22 protein-coding genes are annotated in these 23,630 nt (G+C 58.2%); 13 read left to right on the top strand and 9 right to left on the bottom strand.

All coding sequences use genetic code 11. The features are described 5' to 3' along the window. The first annotated feature begins 81 nt into the window (after positions 1-81). Positions 82-975, top strand: coding sequence for a MurR/RpiR family transcriptional regulator (locus GYM47_RS09880; RefSeq protein ID WP_153843710.1), 894 nt, complete (start codon positions 82-84; stop codon positions 973-975). A 20-nt stretch (positions 976-995) separates the two neighbouring features. On the opposite strand, the gene GYM47_RS09885 is transcribed toward GYM47_RS09880, so the two are convergent. Then, complete coding sequence (locus tag GYM47_RS09885; protein WP_139527344.1) at positions 996-1,973, bottom strand: NADPH:quinone reductase; 978 nt, start codon at positions 1,971-1,973, stop codon at positions 996-998. Positions 1,974-2,149: 176 nt separating this feature from the next. Between GYM47_RS09885 and GYM47_RS09890 the strand changes: the two genes are divergently transcribed. Beyond that, positions 2,150-2,926 carry a glycerophosphodiester phosphodiesterase family protein gene (locus GYM47_RS09890; RefSeq protein WP_139527343.1) on the top strand — a complete coding sequence of 259 codons (777 nt, stop codon included), beginning with the start codon at positions 2,150-2,152 and terminating at the stop codon, positions 2,924-2,926. Positions 2,927-2,946: 20 nt separating this feature from the next. Continuing rightward, positions 2,947-3,807 carry a deoxyribonuclease IV gene (nfo, locus tag GYM47_RS09895; RefSeq protein ID WP_139527342.1) on the top strand — a complete coding sequence of 287 codons (861 nt, stop codon included), beginning with the start codon at positions 2,947-2,949 and terminating at the stop codon, positions 3,805-3,807. On the opposite strand, the gene GYM47_RS09900 is transcribed toward nfo, so the two are convergent. After that, positions 3,777-4,364 (bottom strand): helix-turn-helix domain-containing protein, encoded by a 588-nt coding sequence (locus GYM47_RS09900; RefSeq protein WP_139527341.1) that lies wholly within the window; start codon positions 4,362-4,364, stop codon positions 3,777-3,779. The genes nfo and GYM47_RS09900 overlap by 31 nt on opposite strands. Before the next feature lie 132 nt (positions 4,365-4,496). On the opposite strand from GYM47_RS09900, the gene GYM47_RS09905 reads away from it, so the two are divergent. Continuing rightward, positions 4,497-5,702, top strand: a complete 1,206-nt coding sequence (locus tag GYM47_RS09905; protein WP_153843709.1) for a benzoate/H(+) symporter BenE family transporter — start codon at positions 4,497-4,499, stop codon at positions 5,700-5,702. 86 nt (positions 5,703-5,788) lie between these two features. Here the strand turns inward: GYM47_RS09905 and GYM47_RS09910 are convergent, their stop codons facing one another. Next, positions 5,789-6,223 (bottom strand): hypothetical protein, encoded by a 435-nt coding sequence (locus GYM47_RS09910; protein WP_139527339.1) that lies wholly within the window; start codon positions 6,221-6,223, stop codon positions 5,789-5,791. A gap of 251 nt (positions 6,224-6,474) precedes the next feature. Here GYM47_RS09910 and GYM47_RS09915 point away from each other — a divergent pair, with 251 nt between their 5' ends. From GYM47_RS09915 to GYM47_RS09940, 6 genes are all read left to right on the top strand, one after another. Beyond that, positions 6,475-8,208 carry a proline--tRNA ligase gene (locus GYM47_RS09915; protein WP_153843708.1) on the top strand — a complete coding sequence of 578 codons (1,734 nt, stop codon included), beginning with the start codon at positions 6,475-6,477 and terminating at the stop codon, positions 8,206-8,208. 78 nt (positions 8,209-8,286) lie between these two features. Beyond that, positions 8,287-8,799, top strand: a complete 513-nt coding sequence (locus tag GYM47_RS09920) for a transglycosylase SLT domain-containing protein (RefSeq protein WP_231125644.1) — start codon at positions 8,287-8,289, stop codon at positions 8,797-8,799. 149 nt (positions 8,800-8,948) lie between these two features. Next, a complete protein-coding gene (locus GYM47_RS09925; RefSeq protein WP_139527337.1) occupies positions 8,949-9,626 on the top strand; it encodes a cupredoxin domain-containing protein in 678 nt (225 codons plus the stop codon). Positions 9,627-9,637: 11 nt separating this feature from the next. Continuing rightward, positions 9,638-11,980, top strand: coding sequence for a putative bifunctional diguanylate cyclase/phosphodiesterase (locus tag GYM47_RS09930; protein WP_139527336.1), 2,343 nt, complete (start codon positions 9,638-9,640; stop codon positions 11,978-11,980). Between the two features lie 17 nt (positions 11,981-11,997). Then, positions 11,998-12,855, top strand: a complete 858-nt coding sequence (locus tag GYM47_RS09935) for a DUF3034 family protein (protein ID WP_153843707.1) — start codon at positions 11,998-12,000, stop codon at positions 12,853-12,855. A 74-nt stretch (positions 12,856-12,929) separates the two neighbouring features. After that, the gene (locus tag GYM47_RS09940; RefSeq protein ID WP_231125643.1) at positions 12,930-13,397 is read left to right on the top strand and encodes a group I truncated hemoglobin; all 468 of its coding nucleotides are present in this window, start codon (positions 12,930-12,932) and stop codon (positions 13,395-13,397) included. On the opposite strand, the gene GYM47_RS09945 is transcribed toward GYM47_RS09940, so the two are convergent. The 4 genes from GYM47_RS09945 to GYM47_RS09955 form a co-directional block, all read right to left on the bottom strand. Further along, positions 13,381-14,484, bottom strand: coding sequence for a GGDEF domain-containing protein (locus GYM47_RS09945; RefSeq protein ID WP_231125642.1), 1,104 nt, complete (start codon positions 14,482-14,484; stop codon positions 13,381-13,383). The two genes, GYM47_RS09940 and GYM47_RS09945, sit on opposite strands and share 17 nt — an antisense overlap. A gap of 29 nt (positions 14,485-14,513) precedes the next feature. Next, complete coding sequence (locus tag GYM47_RS18365) at positions 14,514-15,020, bottom strand: hypothetical protein (RefSeq protein ID WP_231125641.1); 507 nt, start codon at positions 15,018-15,020, stop codon at positions 14,514-14,516. Between the two features lie 292 nt (positions 15,021-15,312). After that, entirely contained in the window at positions 15,313-15,438 is a 126-nt protein-coding gene (ccoM, locus tag GYM47_RS18480) for a cytochrome c oxidase subunit CcoM (protein ID WP_255303935.1), read from the bottom strand. A 137-nt stretch (positions 15,439-15,575) separates the two neighbouring features. Beyond that, positions 15,576-16,094, bottom strand: coding sequence for an FKBP-type peptidyl-prolyl cis-trans isomerase (locus GYM47_RS09955; RefSeq protein ID WP_139527334.1), 519 nt, complete (start codon positions 16,092-16,094; stop codon positions 15,576-15,578). Between the two features lie 132 nt (positions 16,095-16,226). On the opposite strand from GYM47_RS09955, the gene GYM47_RS09960 reads away from it, so the two are divergent. Beyond that, a complete protein-coding gene (locus GYM47_RS09960) occupies positions 16,227-17,597 on the top strand; it encodes an AmpG family muropeptide MFS transporter (protein WP_153843706.1) in 1,371 nt (456 codons plus the stop codon). Between the two features lie 27 nt (positions 17,598-17,624). On the opposite strand, the gene GYM47_RS09965 is transcribed toward GYM47_RS09960, so the two are convergent. After that, on the bottom strand, positions 17,625-19,445 hold the full coding sequence (locus tag GYM47_RS09965; protein ID WP_139527735.1) for an SEC-C domain-containing protein: 1,821 nt from the start codon (positions 19,443-19,445) through the stop codon (positions 17,625-17,627). Positions 19,446-19,564: 119 nt separating this feature from the next. Here GYM47_RS09965 and GYM47_RS09970 point away from each other — a divergent pair, with 119 nt between their 5' ends. Then, on the top strand, positions 19,565-20,185 hold the full coding sequence (locus tag GYM47_RS09970) for a GNAT family N-acetyltransferase (RefSeq protein WP_231125640.1): 621 nt from the start codon (positions 19,565-19,567) through the stop codon (positions 20,183-20,185). 6 nt (positions 20,186-20,191) lie between these two features. On the opposite strand, the gene GYM47_RS09975 is transcribed toward GYM47_RS09970, so the two are convergent. After that, positions 20,192-21,442 carry an ABC1 kinase family protein gene (locus tag GYM47_RS09975; RefSeq protein WP_139527332.1) on the bottom strand — a complete coding sequence of 417 codons (1,251 nt, stop codon included), beginning with the start codon at positions 21,440-21,442 and terminating at the stop codon, positions 20,192-20,194. Positions 21,443-21,628: 186 nt separating this feature from the next. Between GYM47_RS09975 and GYM47_RS09980 the strand changes: the two genes are divergently transcribed. Then, a complete protein-coding gene (locus tag GYM47_RS09980; protein WP_153843705.1) occupies positions 21,629-23,608 on the top strand; it encodes a DNA topoisomerase III in 1,980 nt (659 codons plus the stop codon). The last annotated feature ends 22 nt before the right edge of the window (positions 23,609-23,630 follow it).

Here is a 23,630-nt window from a genome sequence, read left to right on the forward strand (position 1 = left end):
CGCGGGGACGCCGTCAATACATCTGTAGCAAAAACATTTATAATTGGTACAAATGTTTTATTTTCCATGAAAGAGGGTGCCATGCCAGACAACGCCACTCACGCCATCAGCCTGGACAGCATTCACCTGCAGCTAGCCGAGAGCTACGCAGCGCTTAGCCCACAGCTCAAGCGTGCCGCCAGCTATGTGCTGGAACACCCTGCAGAGATGGCGTTTCAGTCGATCCGCAAAACGGCTCAGGCAGCATCCGTCACTCCCTCCACCCTGGTCAGGTTAGCCAAGCGGCTTGGGTTCGAGAGCTACGAGCCATTTCGGGAAGTGTTTCAATCGGCAGTGCAAGCAGCGCCGGTGGAGCTATCCGGCCGCGCCAGCCAGTTGAAGCAGCAGCACCGAAAACCAGAAGCGGCGCTGTTTGCGGAGGTAGGCGACGCTGCCTTCGATAATATTGGCAGGCTGTTTACGGCGGATAACCAAACGCGCGTCAAAGAGGCCGCCGAGCGAATCTTGGCCGCACGGCGAGTCGCCGTGGTCGGGTTTCGAGACACCTTCGCCTGCGCGTACCACTTTGCCTACGTGGGGCGCATTGCGATGCCGGAAGTGACGCTCATTCGCGGCCAGGAGGGAGGCTTGCTCACCGAATTGGCCCCGTTCAATGAGCAGGATGTGGTGGTGGCGTTTGGCTTTGAGCCCTACTGCGCCGAGACGGTGAAGGCGCTGGAAATTACCCGCGCCAACGGCGTTCAAGCCATCGTGATTACCGATACGCTGCGATCGCCACTCGTGCCGGGTGCCTGCATGACGTTTACCGTCGCCAACGCCACGCCGCACTTTTTCCCGTCGATACTGGCGGCGATTACGCTCAGCGAAGCGATTCTAGCGGAGTGCGTGGCATTCGGCCCCGACCAGCTGGTCGACAACGTGACCCGTTTTGAGAGCCGAATGCGTCAGTTGGGTGCTTATATCGATATCGAGTAAGTGTCGATATCGAGTAGGTATCACGGCAACAGAATCGTAGAACCCGTCGTTTTACGGCTTTGCAGCGCATCCTGTGCCTTGCCAGCCTCTTGTAGCGGGTAGCGGTTAGCCACGTCGATGTGAATTTTTCCGCTTTCGATCATGCCGAAGAATTCGTCGCACATCATTTCAAGGCGCTCACGCGTGTCAGCGTAGCCGTTCAGGCTCGGGCGCGTGACGAAAAGCGCGCCCTTCTGGTTCAGAATACCGATGTTCACGCCATCGACGGGGCCAGAAGCGTTGCCAAAGCTCACCATCAACGAGCGGGGCTTCAAACAGTCCAGCGACATTTCCCAGGTATCTTTACCGACGGAGTCATAAACCACGTCGCACATCTCACCCTGGGTGAGTTCGCGTACGCGCTCCACCACATTTTCCTTGGTGTAGTCGATCGTCGCCCAAGCGCCGTTGGCCATGGCAAGATCGGCTTTTTCTTGGGAGCTGACCGTGCCAATCAGCTTGACGCCGAGCGCTTTGGCCCACTGGCAAGCAATGGAGCCCACGCCACCGGCCGCCGCGTGGAACAAAATGGTCTCACCGCCCTTGAGTGCATAGGTTTGGCGCAACAGATACTGCACCGTTAGCCCTTTCAGCATACTGGCAGCGGCAGTGTCGAAATCGATAAAGTCAGGCAATTTGACGACTTTAGCGGCAGGCAGCGTGTGCAATTCCGCATAAGCACCCAGCGGGCCTTGGGCATACGCCACACGGTCGCCGACTTTGAGATGCGTCACACCTTCGCCGACGGCATCCACCGTGCCAGCGCCCTCCGTTCCCAGCCCAGACGGCATGGCAGGCGCGGGATATAGCCCCGTGCGGAAATAGATATCGATAAAGTTGAGCCCCACCGCTTTATTGGCGATACGCACTTCACCGGCGGCGGGGGCAGCCGGTTCGACCTCCACCCACTCCAACACCTCGGCACCACCGGTCTTGGAAAACTGGATACGCTTAGACATTCATGAGACTCCTGTTATTAATTATTGGACATACCCTGGACGCTATCCAACCGCGTTGGGCACATTAAATCAAGTGATTAGCCCGCTAAACCGACACACGGCTGTCATGGCTGCGTGCTAGACTGTGCCAAAAATGGTGATCACTCCGTTTATCAGCCACCACACACGGACTGGACATGACGCATCCTGCTATTTCTGTTCCTACGCTTATTGCCCATCGAGGCTACTCAGCGGCAGCGCCTGAAAACACCCTAACCGCCGTCCGTGCGGCCCAACAAGCCGGTGCCACCTGGGTAGAGCTGGATGTGCAGCTATTGAAAGACGATACACCCGTCATCTGGCACGACAGCGATGTGAGCCGCTGCTCGGATGGTCGAGGAGAGCTTGCCAACCTCACGTGGCAGCAGGCCCAGCAGCTCGATGTAGGCCGCTGGTTTGGTGATCGCTTTGCCGGAGAAAAAATGGCCAGCCTGGAGACCATGCTCTCCCTGCTGAACGAGCTGGAGATGGGCGTTAACCTAGAGATCAAGGTCAATAAAGGCCGTGACCCCATCCGCCTGGTGGATGAGGTACTGCCCGTCGTTTTAGAGGCTCTACCTCCCGAGCGGTTGGTGATCTCGTCGTTTGACTCGACCGCCCTTGCCCATTGCCGACACCACGCCCCTAAAGAAGCACTGGCACTAGGCGCCCTGTTTGGTAGTGTGCCCAAGCACTGGCGTGAGCAGTGTGAGGCGGTACAGGCGTTTAGTATTCACCCCCACTGGCCAAGGCTCAAGCAGACGCAAGCCGCTGCCATGTGCCGCGATGGCTACCAGATACTCTGCTACACCGCTAACGACCCCAGCGCTTTTGCCAGCCGCTGGTCGTGGGGCGTGACCAGTGCCATTACCGATGAGCCCGCCGCCTTTAAGCGATATTTAGATAATCGCCAACGTGCGGGCCAGTCTGCTTAACCTGCCATTTAAGGGAAATGATGAATTATCTGGGTGCTCATGTGAGTGCAGCGGGCGGCGCGGATCAGGCCGTGCTGCGCGCGGTCGAGATCGGTGCAACGGCGTTTGCGCTGTTCACCAAGAATCAGCGTCAGTGGAAGGGGAAACCGCTGACGGACGAGGCCATTGCCGCCTTCAAGGAGGCCTGTCAAGACCACGGCTTTGGCCCAAAGCAAATTCTGCCCCACGACAGCTATCTGATTAATCTGGGCCATCCAGAGTCAGAGGGGCTTAGAAAATCCCGTGCCGCGTTTCTAGACGAGATGCAGCGCTGCGAGCAGCTAGGGTTGACGCTGCTCAACTTTCACCCCGGCAGCCACCTGAACAAAATCAGCGATACCGAGTGTCTGTCACGTATTGCCGACTCGATCAATGAAGCGCTGGCGGATACCCAGGACGTGACCGCGGTGATCGAAAATACCGCAGGTCAAGGCACCAACCTCGGCTGGCGCTTCGAGCACCTGGCCGAGATTATTGAGCAAGTCGATGATAAAGCACGGGTAGGCGTATGCATCGATACCTGCCACGCCTTCGCTGCTGGGTACGATCTCCGCACCCGCGACGCAACACAGGCCACTCTGGATGAGCTTGGCAAGGTCGTAGGTTTCCAGTACTTGCGCGGCATGCACCTGAACGACGCCAAAAGCGCTTTTGCCAGCCGCGTCGACCGACATCACAGCCTAGGTAAGGGCAATATCGGACTGGACGCTTTTAGCGCTATCATGCAAGACCAGCGCATCCAAGGTATCCCAATGATTCTGGAGACCATCGAGCCCGAGATCTGGGCCGAGGAACTCAACTGGCTGCGCGATCAAATGCCCGACGCCGCGCCGGGCAAATAATGAATCACATCGTGAAAGCGTAATCGGCTCTCCGTGTTATTGCGCATGGCGTGGGGCCGGTCAGCAAAAAAACGCAGCCCCTCGCCAGCCCGCAGCGTTTGCCAGCGCTCATCAATGCGCAGCTCCATCTCCCCTTCCACTATCACGATGTGTTCCACCACGCCGCTGGCATGGGCCGATGATTCGCTGATCGCTCCAGGGGCAAGTTCGATCATGAACATCTCGAACCCCAGCAGAGGGTCGTAGGGAAACAGCAAGCGCGCCTGCATACCGGCGCTGTCATCACCCCAGACGGACTCTCGACCGTCTCGGTGTAGCTCACCTAACGCGGGTTTGTCATTATCGAACAGTGTCGAGAAAGATACCCGAAAGCCGCTGGCAATCTTCCAGAGCGTCGAAACAGTAGGGCTAGACTCACCGCGCTCTATCTGCCCCAACATGGCTTTACTCACCCCCGTTTCACCGGCCGCCCGGTCAAGGCTCCAGCCGCGCTCTTTGCGCAACTGACGCACTGTCCCCGCAATATGTGCAGCAATGGTGTGCGGTTCGATTGCCATTCCTCTCTCCTGTTTCAGGTCCTGTTTCAAACCCTGTCTCAACCCCAGTTGTGCGCTATAGCGCACAGTGGTAACGTGGCGCTTGTGCGTTATGACGCACATAGTGCCACCCCAGCTTGCACGAGGCCACCCATGGAAGCGCCCTCCACTACTCACGACGAACCTGCGCCTAGCCTATGGCGCGATACTAGTCTATCAACCGTCATTGCGGGCTTCGTTGCCGTATTGATTGGTTACACCAGCTCGGCGGCGATCATCTTTCAAGCCGCAGCGGCCGTCGGCGCCAGCACGGCGCAAATTAGCTCGTGGCTTTGGGCGCTGGGCATTGGCATGGGGGTGACCTCACTGGGCCTGTCGCTGCGCTACCGAATGCCGCTGTTGACGGCCTGGTCGACGCCAGGCGCGGCGTTTCTCGCCACGAGCCTACCTGGCATTCCGATCGAAGAGGCTATCGGCGCGTTTCTTTTTTCAGCGTTACTGATCACGCTGTGTGGCGTGACGGGGCTTTTCGAGCGCTTGATGCGCCATATCCCCAGCGCCATTGCCGCCGCCATGCTGGCCGGTATTCTGCTGCGCTTTGGGCTAGAACTTTTTAACGTCATGGAACGCCAGTGGCTGCTACCGCTTGTGATGTTGACGGCTTGGGTGGTAGGCAGGCGTTTATGGCCAACGCTCGCGGTGCCGGGGGTGCTGCTCACCGGCGTCGTGGTAGCCCTGCTGCAAGGCCAAATCAGTGCCCAGGATATTCCGCTAACACCCACGCTCCCGGTCTTTACTGCCCCAGTGTTTAACCCAATGACGATGCTGAGTATCGGTATTCCGCTGTTCGTGATAACTATGGCGACTCAAAATTTACCGGGTGTTGCGGTTTTACGGGCAGCAGGCTACCAGCCCAATAGCTCGCCGCTGATGACATGGACAGGCGGCGCTACGCTGCTGCTCGCCCCGTTGGGCGGCTATGCGTTGAACATGGCCGCCATTAGCGCTGCGGTTTGCCTGGGGCCAGATGCGCACCCAAACCCTAAAAAACGCTATACCGCTGGCGTTGCCGCAGGTGTTTTCTATATGGCGATGGGTATATTTGGCGCCACGGTCACCGGCATCTTCAATGCATTACCGAGTATTCTTGTCCTAGCGCTAGCGGGTATTGCCCTGCTTGGCACGCTGAGCGCAGGGTTGGCAAGTGCGTTTGAAAAGAGCGAGCAGCGCGACGCAGCCATCGTGACCTTTTTGCTGACCGGTTCGGGCATTACGCTGCTGGGGATCGGGGGAGCCTTTTGGGGGTTGGTAGTCGGCTTGACGGTATTGAAAATAACCTCAGCGAAAGCAACATCGTAAAAGCTGTGCAGCAATAGATAAACGCCCCTGTCAGGTAACCTGACAGGGGCGTTTAAGAGGGGCGTTGGTATACAGACGCCGACCATTCACATCGTGGCCAGCCGCTCTTCATCCAACACGCCGGACATCCTCACCATGGCCAGAGCCTCATCCAAACTGTCCATCTCCTCGATCACCAGCAGCTCGTTCTCCAAGCTCACGGGCTGACCGGCTTTCTCTGACAGCAGCTTCTCCAAAGAGGCCATGTCCATCGCGTCGTTTAAATGATGCACATCTACCGATGCGCTACTCGCGCTAGGGAGATAGATGGTGCCATTCGAAAAATCGACGGCGTAAGCAATTACTCCAGGCACAATGAAAAACAGCAAACCCACACCGTTGGCAATCGCCACGACTGGATCGACATCGCCGCTCATTTGCCCTTTACGCTCAGGGTAAAACATGGTTCCGCAACCGCTCAATGCCACAATGGAGACGCCTATAACGGCCCCCGTTAAACAACGGCGAACTGCTTGCTGCATGGAGGTTCCCTCGAAAACTAAACGTCCCGATAGCCGACGCATGGCTGCTTGTTATGATCAAATCAACGACTATCGACTCAAATGCCGCTCGATTCTAGCACACTTCTGTTACCGCGCACGCTCACCGAGCCGATTAGGATTTTGCCGCCTTACCCGCTTCGCCGTACAATGCGCGATTCAACGCTCGATTAAGCGCTACGTTCGATACAACATTCAGCGTCACCGCTGTTAACCAAGGAATGCTCACACCCATGCGCGCCAGCCAATTATTGATTGCGACATTAAAAGAAACCCCGGCCGATGCTGAAGTCATCAGCCACCAGTTAATGCTGCGCGCCGGGATGATCCGCCGTCTCACCTCGGGCCTGTACACTTGGCTGCCCCTGGGGCTACGCACTCTGCGCAAAGTGGAAGCCATCGTGCGTGAAGAGATGAACCGGGCCGGTGCCCAAGAAGTATTGATGCCTGCCGTTCAGCCCGCCGATCTATGGCAGGAGTCTGGCCGCTGGGAGCAGTACGGCCCGGAATTGCTGCGTTTGAAAGATCGCCACGAGCGCGATTACTGCGTAGGCCCCACTCATGAAGAAGTCATCACCGATCTCGTGCGCAAAGAGATCGCCAGCTACAAGCAGCTGCCGGTGAACTTCTACCAAATTCAAACCAAATTCCGTGATGAGATTCGTCCGCGTTTCGGCGTGATGCGCTCGCGTGAATTCATCATGAAGGATGCCTACTCCTTCCACCTGGACGAGGAATCTCTCAAAGAGACCTACCAGGGTATGTACGACGCCTATACGCGCATTTTTACTCGCCTTGGTCTCGACTTCCGCCCGGTGATTGCCGATAACGGCTCCATTGGCGGCACAGGCTCTCACGAATTTCATGTGCTGGCCGATTCCGGCGAAGACGATATCGTCTTCTCGGATGCCTCCGATTACGCTGCCAACATTGAAAAAGCCGAAGCGCTGCCCGCACCACTCGGCAGCAACGTCGAGCGCGCCGCTCCCAGCGAGGAGATGCGCTTGGTCGATACCCCCAATGCCAAAACCATTGCCACGCTGGTGGAGCAGTTCAAGCTGCCTATTGAAAAGACCATTAAAACCTTGATGGTACATGCAGCAGAAGGCGGCCTGATTGCCCTGCTGGTGCGCGGTGATCACGAACTCAACGAAGTCAAAGCCGAGAACCTGCCCCAGGTAAAAGCCCCGCTGACCATGGCCAACGAGGAAGAAATCCGTGCGGCAGTGGGTGCAGGTCCCGGCTCGCTAGGCCCGGTCGGCCTGGAAATGCCGATCATCATCGACCGAAGCGTGGCCCTGATGAGCGATTTCGGCGCAGGTGCCAATATCGACGGAAAACACTACTTCGGCATCAACTGGGAACGCGATGCAGCTCTGCCACAGGTCGCCGACCTTCGTAATGTGGTAGAAGGCGACCCGTCACCTGACGGCCAAGGCACGCTCTCGATCAAGCGTGGCATCGAAGTCGGCCACGTGTTCCAGCTTGGCAAGAAGTACTCTGAAGCGATGAATGCCAGCGTGCTGGGCGACAATGGCAAAACCAGCCATCCATGGATGGGTTGCTATGGCATTGGCGTAACGCGCGTGGTCGCGGCGACGATCGAACAGAACCACGACGATGCCGGCATTATTTGGCCCAATGCCATTGCCCCCTTCCACGTCGCGCTGGTGCCCATGAATGCACATAAATCACAGCGTGTGCGCGAAGAGTCCGAGCGCCTCTACCAAACGCTGACCGCAGCAGGTTTGGACGTCCTGCTAGATGACCGGGATACGCGTCCTGGTGTGAAGTTTGCCGATTTAGAGCTCATGGGTGTGCCGCACCGCGTGGTGATCGGCGACCGCGGCCTGGACAACGGCGAGTTGGAGTACAAAGGACGTCGCGACAGCGAGGCCACCATGATCCCTGCCGACAACATCGTGGACTTCCTGCGTGAACAAGCGGGCCTTATTAGCGCTAAGTAATCAGCACGTATGTCACTGAGCTCTTTTCGGGGGCGTTGGCGGCAGCGACATGTGATAAGGACGATGGCGGTCATCCTAATGATGACCGCCATCGCTTCGCCCATCGTGGCGGAGCCACCACTGCGAGCTACGCTGGAAGCCGCCGATCTACGAACGCCCTATGGTCAGTGGCAGTTACAGCAGTGGCGCAGCCGCAAGGATGCGCCGCTTGCCAGATTTGTCGCCTCGCCTGAGCGGCGCCACGCTCTACTGACACGCCTCTACCAAGAAGCTCGGCTCGCCGGGCTACCGCCCGATCTCGTATTGGCACTCATCCAGGTAGAAAGCGCCTTTAACGCCGAGGCAGTGTCTTCGGCGGGTGCCGTCGGGTTGATGCAGATCATGCCATTTTGGGTAGAAGAGCTTGGCCTACCCATGGACGATCTCACCGATCCCAACCGCAATCTGCGCTATGGCTGCACGATTCTCGCCCACTATCTAGCCATCGAACGGGGCGACTTTACCCGCGCACTCGCTCGCTACAATGGCAGTCTAGGTAAAACGTGGTACCCGGAACGGGTGTTCGATGCGTGGCAAAACCACTGGCGCTAGGCATCCTCAAGCCGAGCTTGCAGGTGCCGATATAGAGTCGGATGCTGATGCTTTTTACTTTCTGTGAGTAGATCGTTAGTGCATCAACATGACTTTGCCACATAATCATTACATGATTGGCCATCTCGTACTTACTTAGGTAACTCCCCATGCTTACATTGCGTCAAGGTGTGCGTTTTACCCTCACTCTATGGACGCTTGGTTGCTTGACGACCATGACGAGCTTTGCTGCACAGGCCGCGAATGTAAGCGTCACCGACACCGATGGCATCCCCTTGGAAAATGCCGTAGTGGAGGTCTATTACCAGCCTGCCGCGCCTAGCGACATTCAGACGAAAAATATCGTTCAGCGTAATGCCTCCTTTAACCCCCGAGTCACAACGATCCCTACCGGCAGCTATGTGGCGTTTCCGAACGAAGATACCACGCGGCACCACGTTTTCTCTTTTTCACCTGCGAAAACCTTCGAGCTCGAGTTGTTTCTCAGCGAAACACCGCCGCCCGTTCACTTTGACCAAGCCGGCGTTGTGGTGCTGGGTTGCAACATTCACGACCAAATGCAGGCGTTCATCGTGGTCAGCGATGCGCCTTATGCAGCACTGACTGACAGCGAAGGCCGTCTTTCCCTCCCAGCGCTTCCCGACGGCGCCCACCGAATGCGCGTATGGCATAGCCGCATGGACGATAGTCAGAACGTATGGTGGGAAGGTGAGATCAGCGATGCTGACACTTTGACCGTGGCGTTGGAGCTCAACGCAGTGCCTCCCCCCGCCCCTACACTCTCGCCGCTGCAACAGCGTTTTCAAAACGCTACGCATAGTCACTGAACGAGGGAACCATGCGCTTTCGCACGCGATTAACGCTCGTTCTGTTGACGGTCGTGATCATTTCACAGCTGGCAACGGGGATCGCGTTTTTGCGCGCGACCCAAAACGATGCGTTAACCAAAGGCAATCAGCGCTTGGAGGTCGGTGCCAGGGTGTTTGAGCAGTTGCTGAACATTCGCGGCGAGCAGTTACTAGGTAACGTGGCCATTCTCGCCGAGGATTTTGGCTTTAAAAGCGCCGTTGCCACCCAGGATACGGCCACGCTCTACTCGGTGTTGGCCAATCATGGCGATCGTGCCAAGGCCGACTTGGTGATGCTGAGCGATTTGAACGGTAACGTTCTAGCCAGCAGCCACCATGCCCAAAACAGCCCCATGCCGTTTCCAGACCTGTTTCAACGTGCCCAGCAAACCGGCAGCGGAGTCGGTGTGGTGATCAATGATGGCGAACCTTACGAGTTCGTGCTCCTACCGGTACGCGCGCCCAATCTGATTGGCTGGGTCGGCATGGGGTTTTTGATCGACGAGAACGTGACTTCAGAGCTCAATGCACTCACCGGCTTGGAAGTCAGCATCGTCACTTACGACGCCAGTGGCGATATCAGTTACCTCGCCAGCTCCCATAGCGATCAGTTGGCCGTCAGCTTGATGAGCGATAGCGGAAAACAACTGATAGAGGGTGCTTACACGCCCAGTCATCAACTGTCGCAGGAGAATGGCTACTTCTCTTATGCGACGACCTTGATGGCAGACCCAAACTTCCAAACATTCGCGCTCATTCAGCTCTCCCGCGACGAGCTACTGGGGGCTTACAGTCGCTTGCAGTGGCAGCTACTGAGTATCGTTGCGCTAATGCTGCTTTTGACGCTGGTCGTGGCGCTCTGGAGCGCACGAAGCATCAGCAAGCCGCTAATTGGGCTAGCCCAAGCGGCTAAACGTATTGGTCAGGGTGAGCATATCGACACTATCGCAAGCGGCAGCTCGGTGACCGAGACCAATCAATTAGCCAAAACGCTACTCTCCATGCAGGGGGACATTGCCGAGCGTGAAGCCACGCTGCTGCATCAGTCGCGTCACGATCTACTCACTAATCTGCCCAACAGAGTCAGCGCTTTTGAAGACATCCAACGCTACATTCGGTTGAAGACACCTTTTACGCTGCTGCGTTTATCCATCAATGACTTTCGCGACATCAACGATACCTTCGGCTACGAGCTCGGCGATCATCTTCTGGTGACCCTCGCTGAACGTTTGCACCGCTTGCCCGCCCCCGTCGAAAAGGCGTATCGCCTGGATGGCGACGAGCTGATGCTGATGATCGACGCGCCCGAGCTTGACCAGCGCAAACGTGAAGAGATAATCGAAGAGATCAGCGAACCGATTAGCTTGGAAAAATCGCTGATCGTCCCATCGCTCTCTGTCGGTGAAGTCAGTTATCCCACCCATGGCGACGGCGCCCAACTGCTACTGCGTCGCTCGGACATTGCCCTCGATAAAGCGCGTCGCCACCGTCACTCCCACGAGCGCTACGTAGAGGGCCAAGACGAACAGCACCTGCGCCAGCTCATGTTGATTCGTGATCTTCAGGAAGCGGTAGACAACGGTGAACTATGGATGGCCTACCAGCCCAAAGTCGACACCACCACGGGCAACGTTTGCCAATTCGAGGCGCTGATGCGCTGGCGCCACCCCACGCTCGGTTTCGTTCCCCCGGACGAATTCATCGGTTTGGCCGAACGCTCCGGCAATATTGGCTTACTCACTGACTGGATGCTAGACCACGTATGTGAGCAGCTTAGCGACTGGAAACGTCAAGGTTGCCATCTCTCGGTGGCCATCAACCTCTCGGCAAGCGACGTGATCGATCCTGGCCTGTCAATGCATATCCACGAGCTGTTCGAGACTTACGGCCTGTCGCCTGACCAGCTTGCACTGGAAGTCACCGAAAGCGCCGTCATGCAAGATGTTGATGCTGCGACTGAAACGTTAATGGCGCTTAGCCAAATGGGGCTTACGATTGCCGTTGATGACTATGGCACCGGCTATTCATCTCTGGCGCAAATCAGACGGTTACCGGTCAATGAGCTCAAAATCGATAAATCGTTCGTTTTGAAGCTGGATACCCAGCAAGAAGATCTCACCATCGTCCGTTCGACCATCGAGATGGGCCACCATTTAGGGCTCAAGATCGTTGCGGAAGGGGTAGAGAACAGCGCCAGTGCCGAGATATTGAGCCACCTACGCTGCGACTATCTTCAGGGCTATTGGATTGCCAAACCCATGCCCGCGGAAGCCATCACCGACTGGCTAGACGAATTCAAGCCGTTGTCACTCTCGGCCGAAACGGCTCACTAATTAAAAAAGGGAACGTTATGCGCAAGACTGGCTCATCAAAACGGCGCGCCATTGTCACGGCGACCGCGCTCAGTACGCTGTTGGTCGCTACCGCCAGCATGGCGGGCAGCCGTATTCTAGGCACCGGTGCCGTCAGTGCCATTGAGGGAGCAGCCGGGGGCGGCCTCTCCCCCTGGGCCGTGCTGTCGAGCACCGCAAGCGACGATGAAATCGGCGTAACCGCTGCGGCAACACGCGCCTGGGTCGATGACTATCGACTCACTGTGACCAGCGCCAGCCTAAACCTCCATGATCGCATGGAATTCTCCATTGCTCGCCAATCGTTCGAGCTGTCGACGCTAGGTGGAGAACTGGAGCAGAACATTTACGGCGCAAAAGTACGCCTCTTCGGGGACGTGCTGTATCACCCGCTTGGCATATGGAGCGCTGGCGTCATGCATAAACGTCTGGTGGATGGCAGCGTGCCAACGGCCCTCGGAGCCGATGACGTGAACGGTACCGATACCTACTTGAGTGCCAGCAAACTGCTCTTCAATGCTTTCTTGGGGCGTAACGTGCTGATCAACGGTACGCTGCGCAACACCTCAGCCAACCAGGGCGGCCTGTTAGGATTTGGCGGGGATCAAGGCGGTCACGCATGGATGGCGGAAGGTAGTGTTGGGGTCTTCGTCACTCCCAACTGGATTGTAGGGACCGAATACCGCCAAAAACCCGACAACCTGAGCGTTGCCGAAGAGGAGGATTGGCAAAGTGTCTACAGTGCCTACTTCTTCAATAAACACGTCTCGGTGACCGGCGCGTGGTTGGATTTAGGCGATATCGCCGGGCTGCCGTCTCAGCGTGGCGGCTACCTTTCGCTGCAAGCAGCGTTCTAAATCGTTCACACCGACCCAACAGGCTTATACCCCCCCTACAACGCCTAATCAAAAAGATCACGAAAGGAGCCGCCATGGGATTTTTCAAGATGAGATCACTATGCGCGTTACGCTGCACGACCATGGCGAGCGTATTCGCTGGAGCGCTGCTCATCACAGGCTGCAGCGCACATCAGCCCCAGAACGCCACGCTCTATGAGCGCATGGGCGGACAGGCGACCATCGATGCAGTGGTCGAGAATCTGCTTTACCGCATTGCCGATGACGACGAGATCGTCAGCTACTTCGCCAATAGCAACATCGATCTGTTTGCAGCTTCGCTTGCGACGCAACTTTGCGATGTGGCCGATGGCCCCTGTCAGTATGATGGCCCACCCATGGACCGCGCCCACCAAACCATGGGCATCACCAACGCCCACTTCAATCGTGTGGTGGAATATCTCGACGCCGCCATGGCGGATGAAAACGTACCGCTAGCCGCCCGCAACGACATGCTGGGCCGTTTGGCCCCCATGTACGACGACGTCATGCGCTTGCAGTAATTTGCCAGCCGTCGCGCCCTGCGGTTTTGACTTGATAAAGCGCTTTGTCGGCCGCTTCATAGGCCGCCGCGAACGAAGTAGCGTCGGCCACAAAGCGGGCGCCCCCAATACTCAACGTCACGTCCTTATTGTCGGGATGCGCTGGATGGTGGCACTGGGCTTCTTCCAGTCCCAATTGCAGTGCTTCACAATGATGCACCAGCATTTGGTCGTTGGGGCATGGCAGTAGTGCCGCAAACTCATCACCCCCGAGCCGGTAAAGGCGCGCCTGTTCTCCCAATGCGCTCTTCAGTAGCCTTGCGAGCCTCCGTAACAGGCGGTCCCCCTCCGGGTGGCCCAGAGCATCGTTATACTGCTTGAAGAAATCGATATCGACCAGGATCAAGCCCATCGAACAGCCTGTATACGCCGCAACGTCTTGGTAGAGCGCGCTGCGATTGCCAATGCCGGTCAGAGGATCGCACATGGCCCTAGCCATCCAGGCAATTTTTTCCGAATTCGCCCGCTCGGTGCGTTTAAGCTGGCGTTGGTGCATGATCCAAAACAGCAGGCCCAGCGCAAAAATTAGCACGCTTGAGTACGTCAGTATCTGATGGTGCCGACGAGTGCTGGATGAAAAATCATTGATGACCACACCGCGTTGGTCTAGCTGATTCATCTCGATGCGAGTCAGACACTGAACCGGAATGAACAGGGCATGAGCGGCATCGAAGGGGTCGACCTGCTGAGTATCGAGGAGCTCGGCAAGTTCATCCATGAGTGCCAAGCTGGGTTCGGTGCAGGCATATTTTTGACGGTAAACGTCCACGTCGAACAGACCGTAGGCAAGTTCCAGCGAGTGACGAGCGCTATTGATTTCGAGAGGTGAGGCGGCGACCAACAGCTCCTCTTGAGCGCGCTGCACATAGCCTCGCGCACGGGTCGCCAACTGCTGGCCAGTGAGACTGCCGGTCTGGCTGAAATAGGCTTGGATTTCAGGGTAGACCCAGCGCGCTTCGTAAACGATCAGCACCATCAGGCCCACGAAACTCATCAGACTCAGCGACAGCCAGTTAAACAGCCGATGCCCCCCCCAGCGAACTGACAAGCCTTGCTGCTTATTTGGATCTGGAGAGGTCACCACTGTGCCTCGATGCTGCGAATCATCCAAATCCAGTCGTTGAAGTCGCGCAAGTTTTCGATATCTCGTCCAGAATACTCCCGCTCGACTAGCCGGATGGGCCCCCGCGAGCGCAGGCTTAGGGGCTCGCCATCTTCGATGGTCACCAAGTACCAACTCGGGTCGTCCCAGCCGCCAAGACTGACCTCGTAATCATCCCAGGCGGTAAAGTGCAATGTCGGCGGCACCTCGCCAAAATGCTCGATCAAAAAATCACGGAAAGAGATGCCGCGCATGTCGACATCACGGCCTTGGAAAGGATCGAAAACGGTAAAGGCGGTATCGGCACGATCACGCAAATCACCCAGTGCTACCTTTTGCGTGGACTCCCCATTGATCAAGCTCAGCGCTTGTGCTTGAACCGCGGGCGACACGCCAACCAGTAATAAGGTAACGAGCACCATGGCTGCTTTGGAGCACGCCCTACCGAAGCGCAGGGGCAGACGAGACGGAACAGCATTCATAGCAGGCAGCTTCCTAGTTTGGTTTAGTGCACGATAAGATCCATGCACTTTACCAGAGCAAGAAGGCCAATGCTCTTCAACGTCTATTAACACTTTCGGCTCAATCGATTCCCTTTGGGGGTCCGTGGCCAATGAGAATTAGTGAAGTAAAAAGCACAAAAAAGCCGACCCAAAAGGGCCGGCAACAGGAAGCTTACACCTTGGCGTAAGCCCCCTCCCCTGACGACTGATACCGTCGATTGACGAAAGCAGTATCACGCTGCGAGCTATCTGCACATGAGAGTCGTTGCAATCACGGTTTTTTGCGTTCGTCTTTGCGCAGGTGGTCACGAATCACGAAGCCTACCCACCCCACCATGAAAGCGATCACTAAGGCGACCGTGGCCAAGCCAAAAATAACAGCGTCGTCCCAGTACATGATGTTCCCCTCCCGCTGTGATGTATGGGGCCATCGTACTGCGTTCAGCCAAGAGGAAACTGACCTGGATCAAGCTTTCAAAATGACCGCCTCAAAGGCAGCCGTGCACTTGATGCAGGTCAGTTTTTAGGGGGGGCTTACAACACTTTGCGATCTTCCACTTTACTATGTTCGGTGCCCGGCGGCAGCGGGTGGCCCTTGGCAAGCTCGGCACGGGTTGCCTCACGCACGTCAAGAATGCTCACTTGGTAGCGCAGTGTGTGGCCAGCCAGGGGGTGATTGGTGTCCACGGTGACGTCATCACCGTCAATGGCCAGCACGGTCACGATTTGTGGCCCCGCTTCGCCTTCCGTTTGAAAACGGCTACCGGGCTCGATGTCCGCGCCACCAAACGAAGCGCGGCTCACCTTCTGCACCAACGCTTCGTTACGCAGTCCATACGCATCCGCCGCCGTCAGCGTGACGCTCACTTCATCGCCTGCTGTTTTACCGGCTAAATCACGCTCGAGGCCCGGCAGAATATTGTCATGACCGTGAAGGTACTCCAGCGGCTTTTGACGTGCACGGGAGTCATCCAGCACGCGGGTGCTACCATCGCTGAGCACATCGCTGAGTACGTAGTGCAAGGTCACTACCTGATGGGCGGTAATCGACATGGAAAACTCCTCTCCGGTAAGCTGTCGCCTTTGTCATGGCACGCTGACCATGAATCCTTGGCACAGTCTAACATCGTCGGGTTTTCCAGCGGGCCACGTCACCGATGTTTTCTTTCTGGAGAAGCCCCTTTCATGCCCACCCCGATACCCCAGCGCAGTTGGCTGGCGGCGCTTGGCATCTACTGCAAAGCGCCCGTGATCACCATGCTGTTTTTAGGCTTTTCGGCAGGCTTGCCCTTTTTATTGGTGTTCTCGACACTCTCGGCCTGGCTGCGCAGCGACGGCGTCGACGTTGCCGCCATCGGCTTTTTCGCCTGGATTGGCATGCTCTATTCGATCAAATTCTTCTGGGCCCCGGTGGTAGACCGGCTCGCACTACCGCTACTGACCCGCGCCTTTGGGCAACGCCGGGGATGGATGTTGCTCGCCCAAGGGATGATTGCTGCTGGCCTCATCGGGCTAGCGGGGCTAGAGCCGGTAGGCAATCTGGGTTGGGTGGCCGCCTTTGCACTGCTGGTGGCATTTGGCTCCGCTACGCAGGACATTGCCATCGATGCCTATCGTATCGAATCCGCCGATGACGATGTGCAGGCAGCCATGGCATCGACCTACATCATCGGTTATCGCGGCGGACTGTTAGCAGCGGGCGCCGGGGCGCTCTACGTGGCCTCGGCGGTTTCGTGGCACGCGGCGTATCTGACCATGGCGGCGCTGGTGGGCATTGGCGTGATGACCGTGTTGATTCGCCCCGAACCCAAGCGGGCCTCGTTAAACGTGCAGCTCATCCATGAACCCAAAGTACGCGCCTTCATTCGTGCCAGCCGGGGGCAGCCTAAAACACTGCGACGTTTGGGGGCCTGGGCCATTGGCGCTATCGTTTGCCCGTTTACCGATTTCTTTCGTCGCTTCGGCGTGAAAGCGATCGCTCTTTTAATCTTCATTGCCGTGTTTCGTATCAGCGACTTGGCCATGGCCTCCATGGCCAATCCGCTCTATATCGACCTGGGCTTTTCGCTGGCGACCATTGCTAACGTCACCAATGTGTTTGGGATCGCCATGAGTATCACAGGGGGGATTTTGGGGGGACTGCTAGTCGCCCGGTACGGTATTGGAGCGCTGTTGATAGTGGGTGCGGGGCTGGTGATGATCACCAACCTATTGTTTGCAGTGCTCGCGCTGGTCGGTAACCAGCTACCCATGCTGGTGGTGACGATCATCGGCGATAATCTGGCCAACGGATTGGCAAGTGCCGTGTTTATCGCGTTCTTGTCGAGCTTGACCTCGCGCGCCTATACCGCCACACAATACGCGTTGTTTTCATCGCTAATGACACTACCGGGGAAATTCCTGAGCGGCTTTGGCGGCATCGTGGTGAGCGCTCAAGGCTATCCAACGTTTTTCGTCATCGCGACGCTGCTTGGCTTGCCTGCCATCGTGCTGGCGATATGGATAAGCCGCGACAAGCAGCTGGTGGCCGCTCCGACGAGCGGCGCACGTGATTAGCCGCTCGTCCAACGAGACCAGCCGTCATCAGCAGTGAGTGGCCAGCCACTCCAGCGCCCCAGGCGTTGTGCGCCACTGGTCACGCATCAGCGTACGATACTGCCACGCTTCCGCCCGTGAACCCGGGTCCACTTGGCCATCGGCATGGGGCATGGAAGGCCTCGGATTCTCGGCGCAAATCATGTCCAGCGCGTGGCGATTATGGGCCTTGACGGCTTGAATGGCCAACTCCGCCGCGTCTTGCTGGCCTAAACGATAAAGCGCGAGCGTGCGTCCCATGAGCAGCCCCAGCAACAGTGAGCCATCGTCTTTCTGGGGCTCTTCGGTCAGCGCCAGCGCTTCTGCGTTACGGTCGTCGCGTAGCAATTGATCGAGCACCAGTTCTCTCAAACCCAAACTGTCCTCTTGATCGATGGTCAGCAGTTCTTCGGCCAGCTCTCGGGAGTGCTGGCGAGCGCCGCGCTCCATGCCTACCACCAGCGCCAAACCGGTGCGCAGCAAAATGGCGTTATCGGCATCGTCCCAGCATAGGCTGCCTTCGCCAGCCGCGCGCGCCTGTTCCAACCAGCGTGACAACCGCAGGGCCAGCGGCTCCAGCAACGACGGCGCCATCCACGGCAAGCTGCCGAAGCGGCTGGTCAGTGCCAACGTCAGGTCTTGCACCACCTGAGGGGCGTCTAGCCACTCCGGATGTGCGCACAACGCCGACATCCACTCCACGGCATTGCCCCAAGGATCGTCACGGAAGCCCAGGGCCACGTCCTCGTCTACCATGACCTGGAACTGCTCGTGCCAGGCAGCAAACAGCGTCTCTTCACGAGCCGAGGTGGTGTAAAGCAACCGTCCCGAGTCCGGATCCTGCTCGATCGAAAGCTTTGGCGCCACGGGCAGCGCGGCCAACAGCGCTTGGAGGGAGACCAGCGGCGTGGCCATGTCCTCTTCGGCACTCAAGAGCTGATCGGCCAGCGTGGCACCCGGGTTATCCGCCAAAGCGGCCAAGAAGTCGAGCTGGTCTTCCTCCAGATCACCCTGACGTACCAAGCGGCGATACCAAAAGTTGGCACGCTCTTTAGCCTCGGCCTCATGGCCTTCGTGGAGCAGCAGCATGGCTTCGATATACGCCAGCGTTGGAGAATCGGGCAGCGCCTGTTGGGCTTTCACGAATGCCGCCCGGGCGCTGTCTAGATCATCGTTATCCAAGTGCATCAAGCATAGCCGCTCCAGGGCGACGCCACGCAGGAAGAGCGGCCCACGCTCCATGACGTCGTCCAGTAAATCGGCGCGCTTGCGAGTAAAACCGCGCTCTTGGTAGATATCCAACAGAATCTCGAAAGCGGGCTCGGCTTGCTCAGGCAGGCGCGACCAGTCGCTGCCATCGAACAGCGACTCCAAAATCTGCATAGAGCGGCCCGTTTGACCACTCTCAGCGGCAATTAATCCCGCTTCCAGCAGGGCTTGCGCCGGTGCCTGCTGGCTCTCCAGCGCAGCTTTCAGCGTGGCGCCCTTCCACTCGCGCAGCGACAGCATCCACATCATCTGCTCGGGAATGTCCGTTGGAAACTCGACGCGGTAGCAGCACTGCTTGTATTTGCGCCCTGAATCGCACCAGCAAGGCTCGTTGCGACCTGGCGTCGCCAAGGGTTCGCAGGCAAAATTCAACCTTTCCAAGGGTGTCTGCGACCATAGAATGGGCGCCAAGGCTTGTGCTGTCGCCACGTTATCGTTGAAGCAGGCAGCGCCTTGGTCACGCACCCAGGTCATGAAATCGGGATAGTGTTCCTGCTGCCTGATTGCCGAGAGTGCCCCTGAGGCAAATCCCAGCAGTTGATCGACCCATACCGCTAGCATTGCCATCTCCAACACGTTGATCGGTCACCGACTATTCGGCGGCATAGTCTAACACGGTCGATGCGCCACACGCAGGAGGATTGGCCCTCGCCCCTGGTCCTGCTAGTGTAACGACAACGATGCTAGACAAGAGCGACGACGCGATGAACGATCTTCAGCTAATCACTCGCCAGGGACGCGCCATAGCCCCTCACCTACACGCGTTGGCGCGGCTGCGCATCCAGGTCTTTCACGACTACCCTTACCTTTACGAAGGTGATCTGGACTACGAGGCAGATTACCTGGGCCGCTACGCAGACAATCCGGCCAGTTTGTTCGTGCTCGCTTTCGATGGTGAACGCCTCGTGGGGGCCTCCACGGGCCAACCGCTGGTCAACGAGGTGGAGGCATTTCGTCAGCCTTTCGAAACGGCGGGCATCGCCCCCATCGGTGTCTTTTATTACGGCGAGTCGGTGCTGTTACACGACTATCGTGGTCAAGGCATTGGCAAAGCGTTCATGCAAACCCGGGAAGCTCATGCCAAGGCTCGAGGATTCGAAACGGCGGCCTTTTGCGCCGTCGAGCGCGAGGTCGATCATCCTGACAAACCGCCAGCATATGCACCGCTGAACGGCTTTTGGAAGAGCCAAGGCTACCAGCGCTACCCAAACCTGCGGGCACTCTTTGCCTGGAAAGATCGCGGCCATGACCAGGAGACCGAAAAGACCCTGGTGTTCTGGCTCAAGCCATTGACGAGCTGATACGGCTCATGCCGAACCTCTAGCCCAGCGCAGCAGCGGCTCGGTGCGTCCATGCATGTCCAAACGCGCCTTCAAGCGCACCAGATTCCAGTAGTGGCCATTGAGCGCACGTGAGAGCAGAAGCGTATCTGCCGGTGGCTGCAGGCGGTCCATGGCCGCCCATACTTTAGGAGTGAGTTCCCGCAAGCGGCGGTGAACGCGCACGTCGCTAAAATCCTGCTCGCCGGGCGCGAACAGCGGCGTAATGCACTCGGCGGATTCCCGATATAGTGCCAGCGGCGCCCCTTGGCCCTGGCGGCCGCCCATCTTCATTAGCGCCTCATCCATGGCCAGCGGGTCTCGAGCCAGGGTGGCATCCAGTAGCTGCATCATGGCTTTGAGCCGCGCTTCGGGGACGGGGATCACCGCACCTAGATCGTAAATCACCAAACGGCCCTGGTCGTCGCAAGCGAAGTTACCCGCATGGGGATCGGCGTGCAGTTCACGGTAGGTAAACAGCTCTTCGGTGATCCAATCTGCCAGTGCCACCGCCACCTTTTGCCGTGTAGCGTCGTCGGCACTTTCTAAATCGCGCAGCGGCGTGCCGTCGACAAAGCGCATGGCCAGCACGTGCTGGCCAGAGAGTTCAAAAAGCGGCTCAGGGATCACCAGCGCGGGATTATCACGGTAGCGCTCCCGGTAGCGAGCCAGCGCCTCGGCCTCGGCGTGGTAATCCAGCTCGTCACGCAGGCCCGCCGCCAGCTCCTCGAACAGCGCATCCAGCCGTGCTTGGGGCACCTTGAACCAGCGCCCCAGCCCCATGATGCGCTTGACTTGCTTTAGATCGCTCTCCAACACGTCGGCAAGGCCGGGATACTGCACTTTGAGCACCACCGTCTCGCCGTCTAGCGTGACCGCTTTATGAACCTGCCCCATGGAGGCACTGGCAAAGGGGCGCTCTTCGATCTCATGGAAGTGCTGGTCGATATCGCCGTACTGGAGCACCAGCGCCTCGTGAATCTTAGTCCAGGGCATGGGTTCAGCCTGACGCTGTAGACGCGCCAGCTCGTTGGCAAGATCGGGTGGCAGCAGGTCATCCCACTGGGACATGATTTGCGCCAGCTTCATGGCCGGGCCCTTCAATTCCGAAAGCCCTTCGAAAAGCGCCTCGCCCAGCGACCGCCAATCCGCTTGGCCTCCCAGCCGCGTTTTAAGCAAAGCCCCACCCGTGCGGGCACCCAGCCCAAATAACCGTCGTGTTCTACCGCGCTCGCGCATGAACTTGACCTCTTAAGATTTAGTATCAGCTTACTCAATTCGCTAATTTTATACAAAAACTATACGCCAAAATTTTACGCGACACCCTTCGAGTAGCTGTATAAATTTTCACGCCTCACGCCCAACCGCCGGGCGGCTTCTGCTACCATGACCCTCTGTCGAAGACCGCTGCCAGGGCCCTACCGTATGCGCTTGATTATCGCCGAGAAACCCAGCCTCGCCCGTGCCATTGCCGACGCCCTGCCCGGTGGCGGCAAGCGCCAGGAAGGCGCGATTGTGTGCGGCGATACCACGGTGACTTGGTGTTTGGGTCACTTGCTGGAGCAAGCCCCACCTGAAGCCTACGACCCTGCCGATAAACAGTGGCGCCTCGACCGGCTGCCCATCGTGCCCGGCACATGGCAACTCGCCCCGCGCCCCAAAGCCCGCAGCCAGCTCGCGGTGATTCGCAAACTGATCAAACAGGCGACCAGCGTGGTGCACGCAGGCGATCCAGACCGTGAAGGTCAACTCCTGGTGCAAGAGGTGATCGAACATTTGAAGTACCGTGGCCCGGTGCAGCGGCTTTTAATTAGCGACCTCAACCGCCCAGCGGTCAGCCGAGCGCTAGCCAGCCTGCGGTCGAATGCTGAGTTTCAGCCGCTGTTTCAGGCCGCCCAGGCTCGCTCCCGGGCCGATTGGCTATACGGCATCAACCTGACGCGCGCTTGGACGCTCACCGGCCGCCAGGCCGGGCACGATGGCGTGCTCTCGGTGGGCCGGGTACAAACCCCGGTGCTGGGGCTGATCGTGCGGCGAGACAACAGCATCCGCGACTTCAAGCCCTACCCGTTCTACCCGCTTTGGGTAGATTTACAGGTGGCGCAGGGGCAGCTGCGCGCGTGGTGGGCACCGAAAGCCCATCAACCGCTGGATGATCAAGGCCGACTGACGGACCGCACGCCCGCTGATGCACTGGCCGCCCAGCTCCCCGGCACGCATGGTACACTCAGCAGTCTAGAGCAGCAGGAGAAACGCCAAGCGCCCCCGCTACCCTACTCGCTCTCAGCCCTCCAGGTTGATGCCGCCCGTCGACACGGGCTTTCCGCCCAGATGGTGCTGGATATTTGTCAGCGGCTTTATGAACAGCACAAGCTGATTACCTACCCTCGCTCCGACTGCCGCTACTTGCCCGAGGAGCACCTGGCGCTTGCCCAGCGCAGCCTAAGTGGTGCTTGCCAGAATGACGACATGTTACGAGGATGGCTCGACGGGGCCGACTTCACCCTGCGCTCGAAAGCCTGGAACGACAAGCAGGTAGGCGCGCACCACGCGTTGGCTCCGACGGGAAAACCCGCCGATGTCAGCCAGCTTTCCGCTACCGAAGCCCATGTATTTCGGCTGATCGTGCGCAACGTCATGGCGCAGTTCTACCGTCCGCTGCGCACCTTCGAAGTGAAAGCCGAGTTCACTCTGCTAAACGAAGTCTTTCGCGCCCGCGGGCAAAGCATTCTCGACCCTGGCTGGAAGCCGCTGTTCACCACCCGCGAAGAAGCCCCGCCGCTGCCGCCGCTCACCCAAGGCGAGGCCTGCCAGGTCCTTGGCACAGGCGTGGAAGAGAAAGAAACCCGGCCGCCGGAGCCGTTCACCGATGCCAGCCTGATCAAAGCGATGATGAACATTGGCCGCTACGTGGAGGATCCAGAGGTGCGCCGTACGCTGCGTGACACCGATGGCCTGGGTACCGAAGCCACTCGCGCTGGCATCATCGAAACCCTGGTACAGCGAGGCTACTTGGTGCGACAGCAAAAAGCCCTACGCGCCACCAAACTCGGCTGCGCGCTCATCGCCGCCCTGCCCAGCGCCGTCAGCTCGCCGGAACGTACCGCCCTTTGGGAGCAGCGCCTGCGGGCCATTTCCGAACAGCAAGACGACCCCAACGCCTTTCAACACGCGCTGCTAGAAGACCTACGCGCGCTGCTCGGCCAAAGCGACGCGGCCAAACTGCGCCACAGCCTACAAAACGCACAAGGCGAGGCGGCTAGCCCCGCCAAACGCAGCGGTACTTCTAAGAAAAGCTATACGCGACGTAAAAGTACTGGCAACAAGAGTACCGGCAGTAAGAAAACCACGGGGAGCCGCAGCAGTGCGGCGGGGAAGCGGCGAACCAAGAAAGCAACGGTCTAGGCACTCCCGCCTGGCGATGCGT

This window comes from Vreelandella piezotolerans, assembly GCF_012427705.1.
Lineage (GTDB): Bacteria > Pseudomonadota > Gammaproteobacteria > Pseudomonadales > Halomonadaceae > Vreelandella > Vreelandella piezotolerans.

Coding starts and splice junctions, on each gene's coding strand:
- nfo (WP_139527342.1), top strand. CDS start 2,947: ATGAATTATCTGGGTGCTCATGTGAGTGCAGCGGGCGGCGCGGATCAG.
- GYM47_RS09880 (WP_153843710.1), top strand. CDS start 82: ATGCCAGACAACGCCACTCACGCCATCAGCCTGGACAGCATTCACCTG.
- GYM47_RS09955 (WP_139527334.1), bottom strand. CDS start 16,094: ATGTCGATTACCGCCCATCAGGTAGTGACCTTGCACTACGTACTCAGC.
- GYM47_RS09975 (WP_139527332.1), bottom strand. CDS start 21,442: ATGCGCGAGCGCGGTAGAACACGACGGTTATTTGGGCTGGGTGCCCGC.
- GYM47_RS09925 (WP_139527337.1), top strand. CDS start 8,949: ATGCTTACATTGCGTCAAGGTGTGCGTTTTACCCTCACTCTATGGACG.
- GYM47_RS18365 (WP_231125641.1), bottom strand. CDS start 15,020: ATGAATGCTGTTCCGTCTCGTCTGCCCCTGCGCTTCGGTAGGGCGTGC.
- GYM47_RS09935 (WP_153843707.1), top strand. CDS start 11,998: ATGCGCAAGACTGGCTCATCAAAACGGCGCGCCATTGTCACGGCGACC.
- ccoM (WP_255303935.1), bottom strand. CDS start 15,438: ATGTACTGGGACGACGCTGTTATTTTTGGCTTGGCCACGGTCGCCTTA.
- GYM47_RS09960 (WP_153843706.1), top strand. CDS start 16,227: ATGCCCACCCCGATACCCCAGCGCAGTTGGCTGGCGGCGCTTGGCATC.
- GYM47_RS09940 (WP_231125643.1), top strand. CDS start 12,930: ATGGGATTTTTCAAGATGAGATCACTATGCGCGTTACGCTGCACGACC.
- GYM47_RS09905 (WP_153843709.1), top strand. CDS start 4,497: ATGGAAGCGCCCTCCACTACTCACGACGAACCTGCGCCTAGCCTATGG.
- GYM47_RS09915 (WP_153843708.1), top strand. CDS start 6,475: ATGCGCGCCAGCCAATTATTGATTGCGACATTAAAAGAAACCCCGGCC.
- GYM47_RS09885 (WP_139527344.1), bottom strand. CDS start 1,973: ATGTCTAAGCGTATCCAGTTTTCCAAGACCGGTGGTGCCGAGGTGTTG.
- GYM47_RS09900 (WP_139527341.1), bottom strand. CDS start 4,364: ATGGCAATCGAACCGCACACCATTGCTGCACATATTGCGGGGACAGTG.
- GYM47_RS09965 (WP_139527735.1), bottom strand. CDS start 19,445: ATGCTAGCGGTATGGGTCGATCAACTGCTGGGATTTGCCTCAGGGGCA.
- GYM47_RS09930 (WP_139527336.1), top strand. CDS start 9,638: ATGCGCTTTCGCACGCGATTAACGCTCGTTCTGTTGACGGTCGTGATC.
- GYM47_RS09890 (WP_139527343.1), top strand. CDS start 2,150: ATGACGCATCCTGCTATTTCTGTTCCTACGCTTATTGCCCATCGAGGC.
- GYM47_RS09920 (WP_231125644.1), top strand. CDS start 8,287: ATGATGACCGCCATCGCTTCGCCCATCGTGGCGGAGCCACCACTGCGA.
- GYM47_RS09910 (WP_139527339.1), bottom strand. CDS start 6,223: ATGCAGCAAGCAGTTCGCCGTTGTTTAACGGGGGCCGTTATAGGCGTC.
- GYM47_RS09980 (WP_153843705.1), top strand. CDS start 21,629: ATGCGCTTGATTATCGCCGAGAAACCCAGCCTCGCCCGTGCCATTGCC.
- GYM47_RS09970 (WP_231125640.1), top strand. CDS start 19,565: ATGCTAGACAAGAGCGACGACGCGATGAACGATCTTCAGCTAATCACT.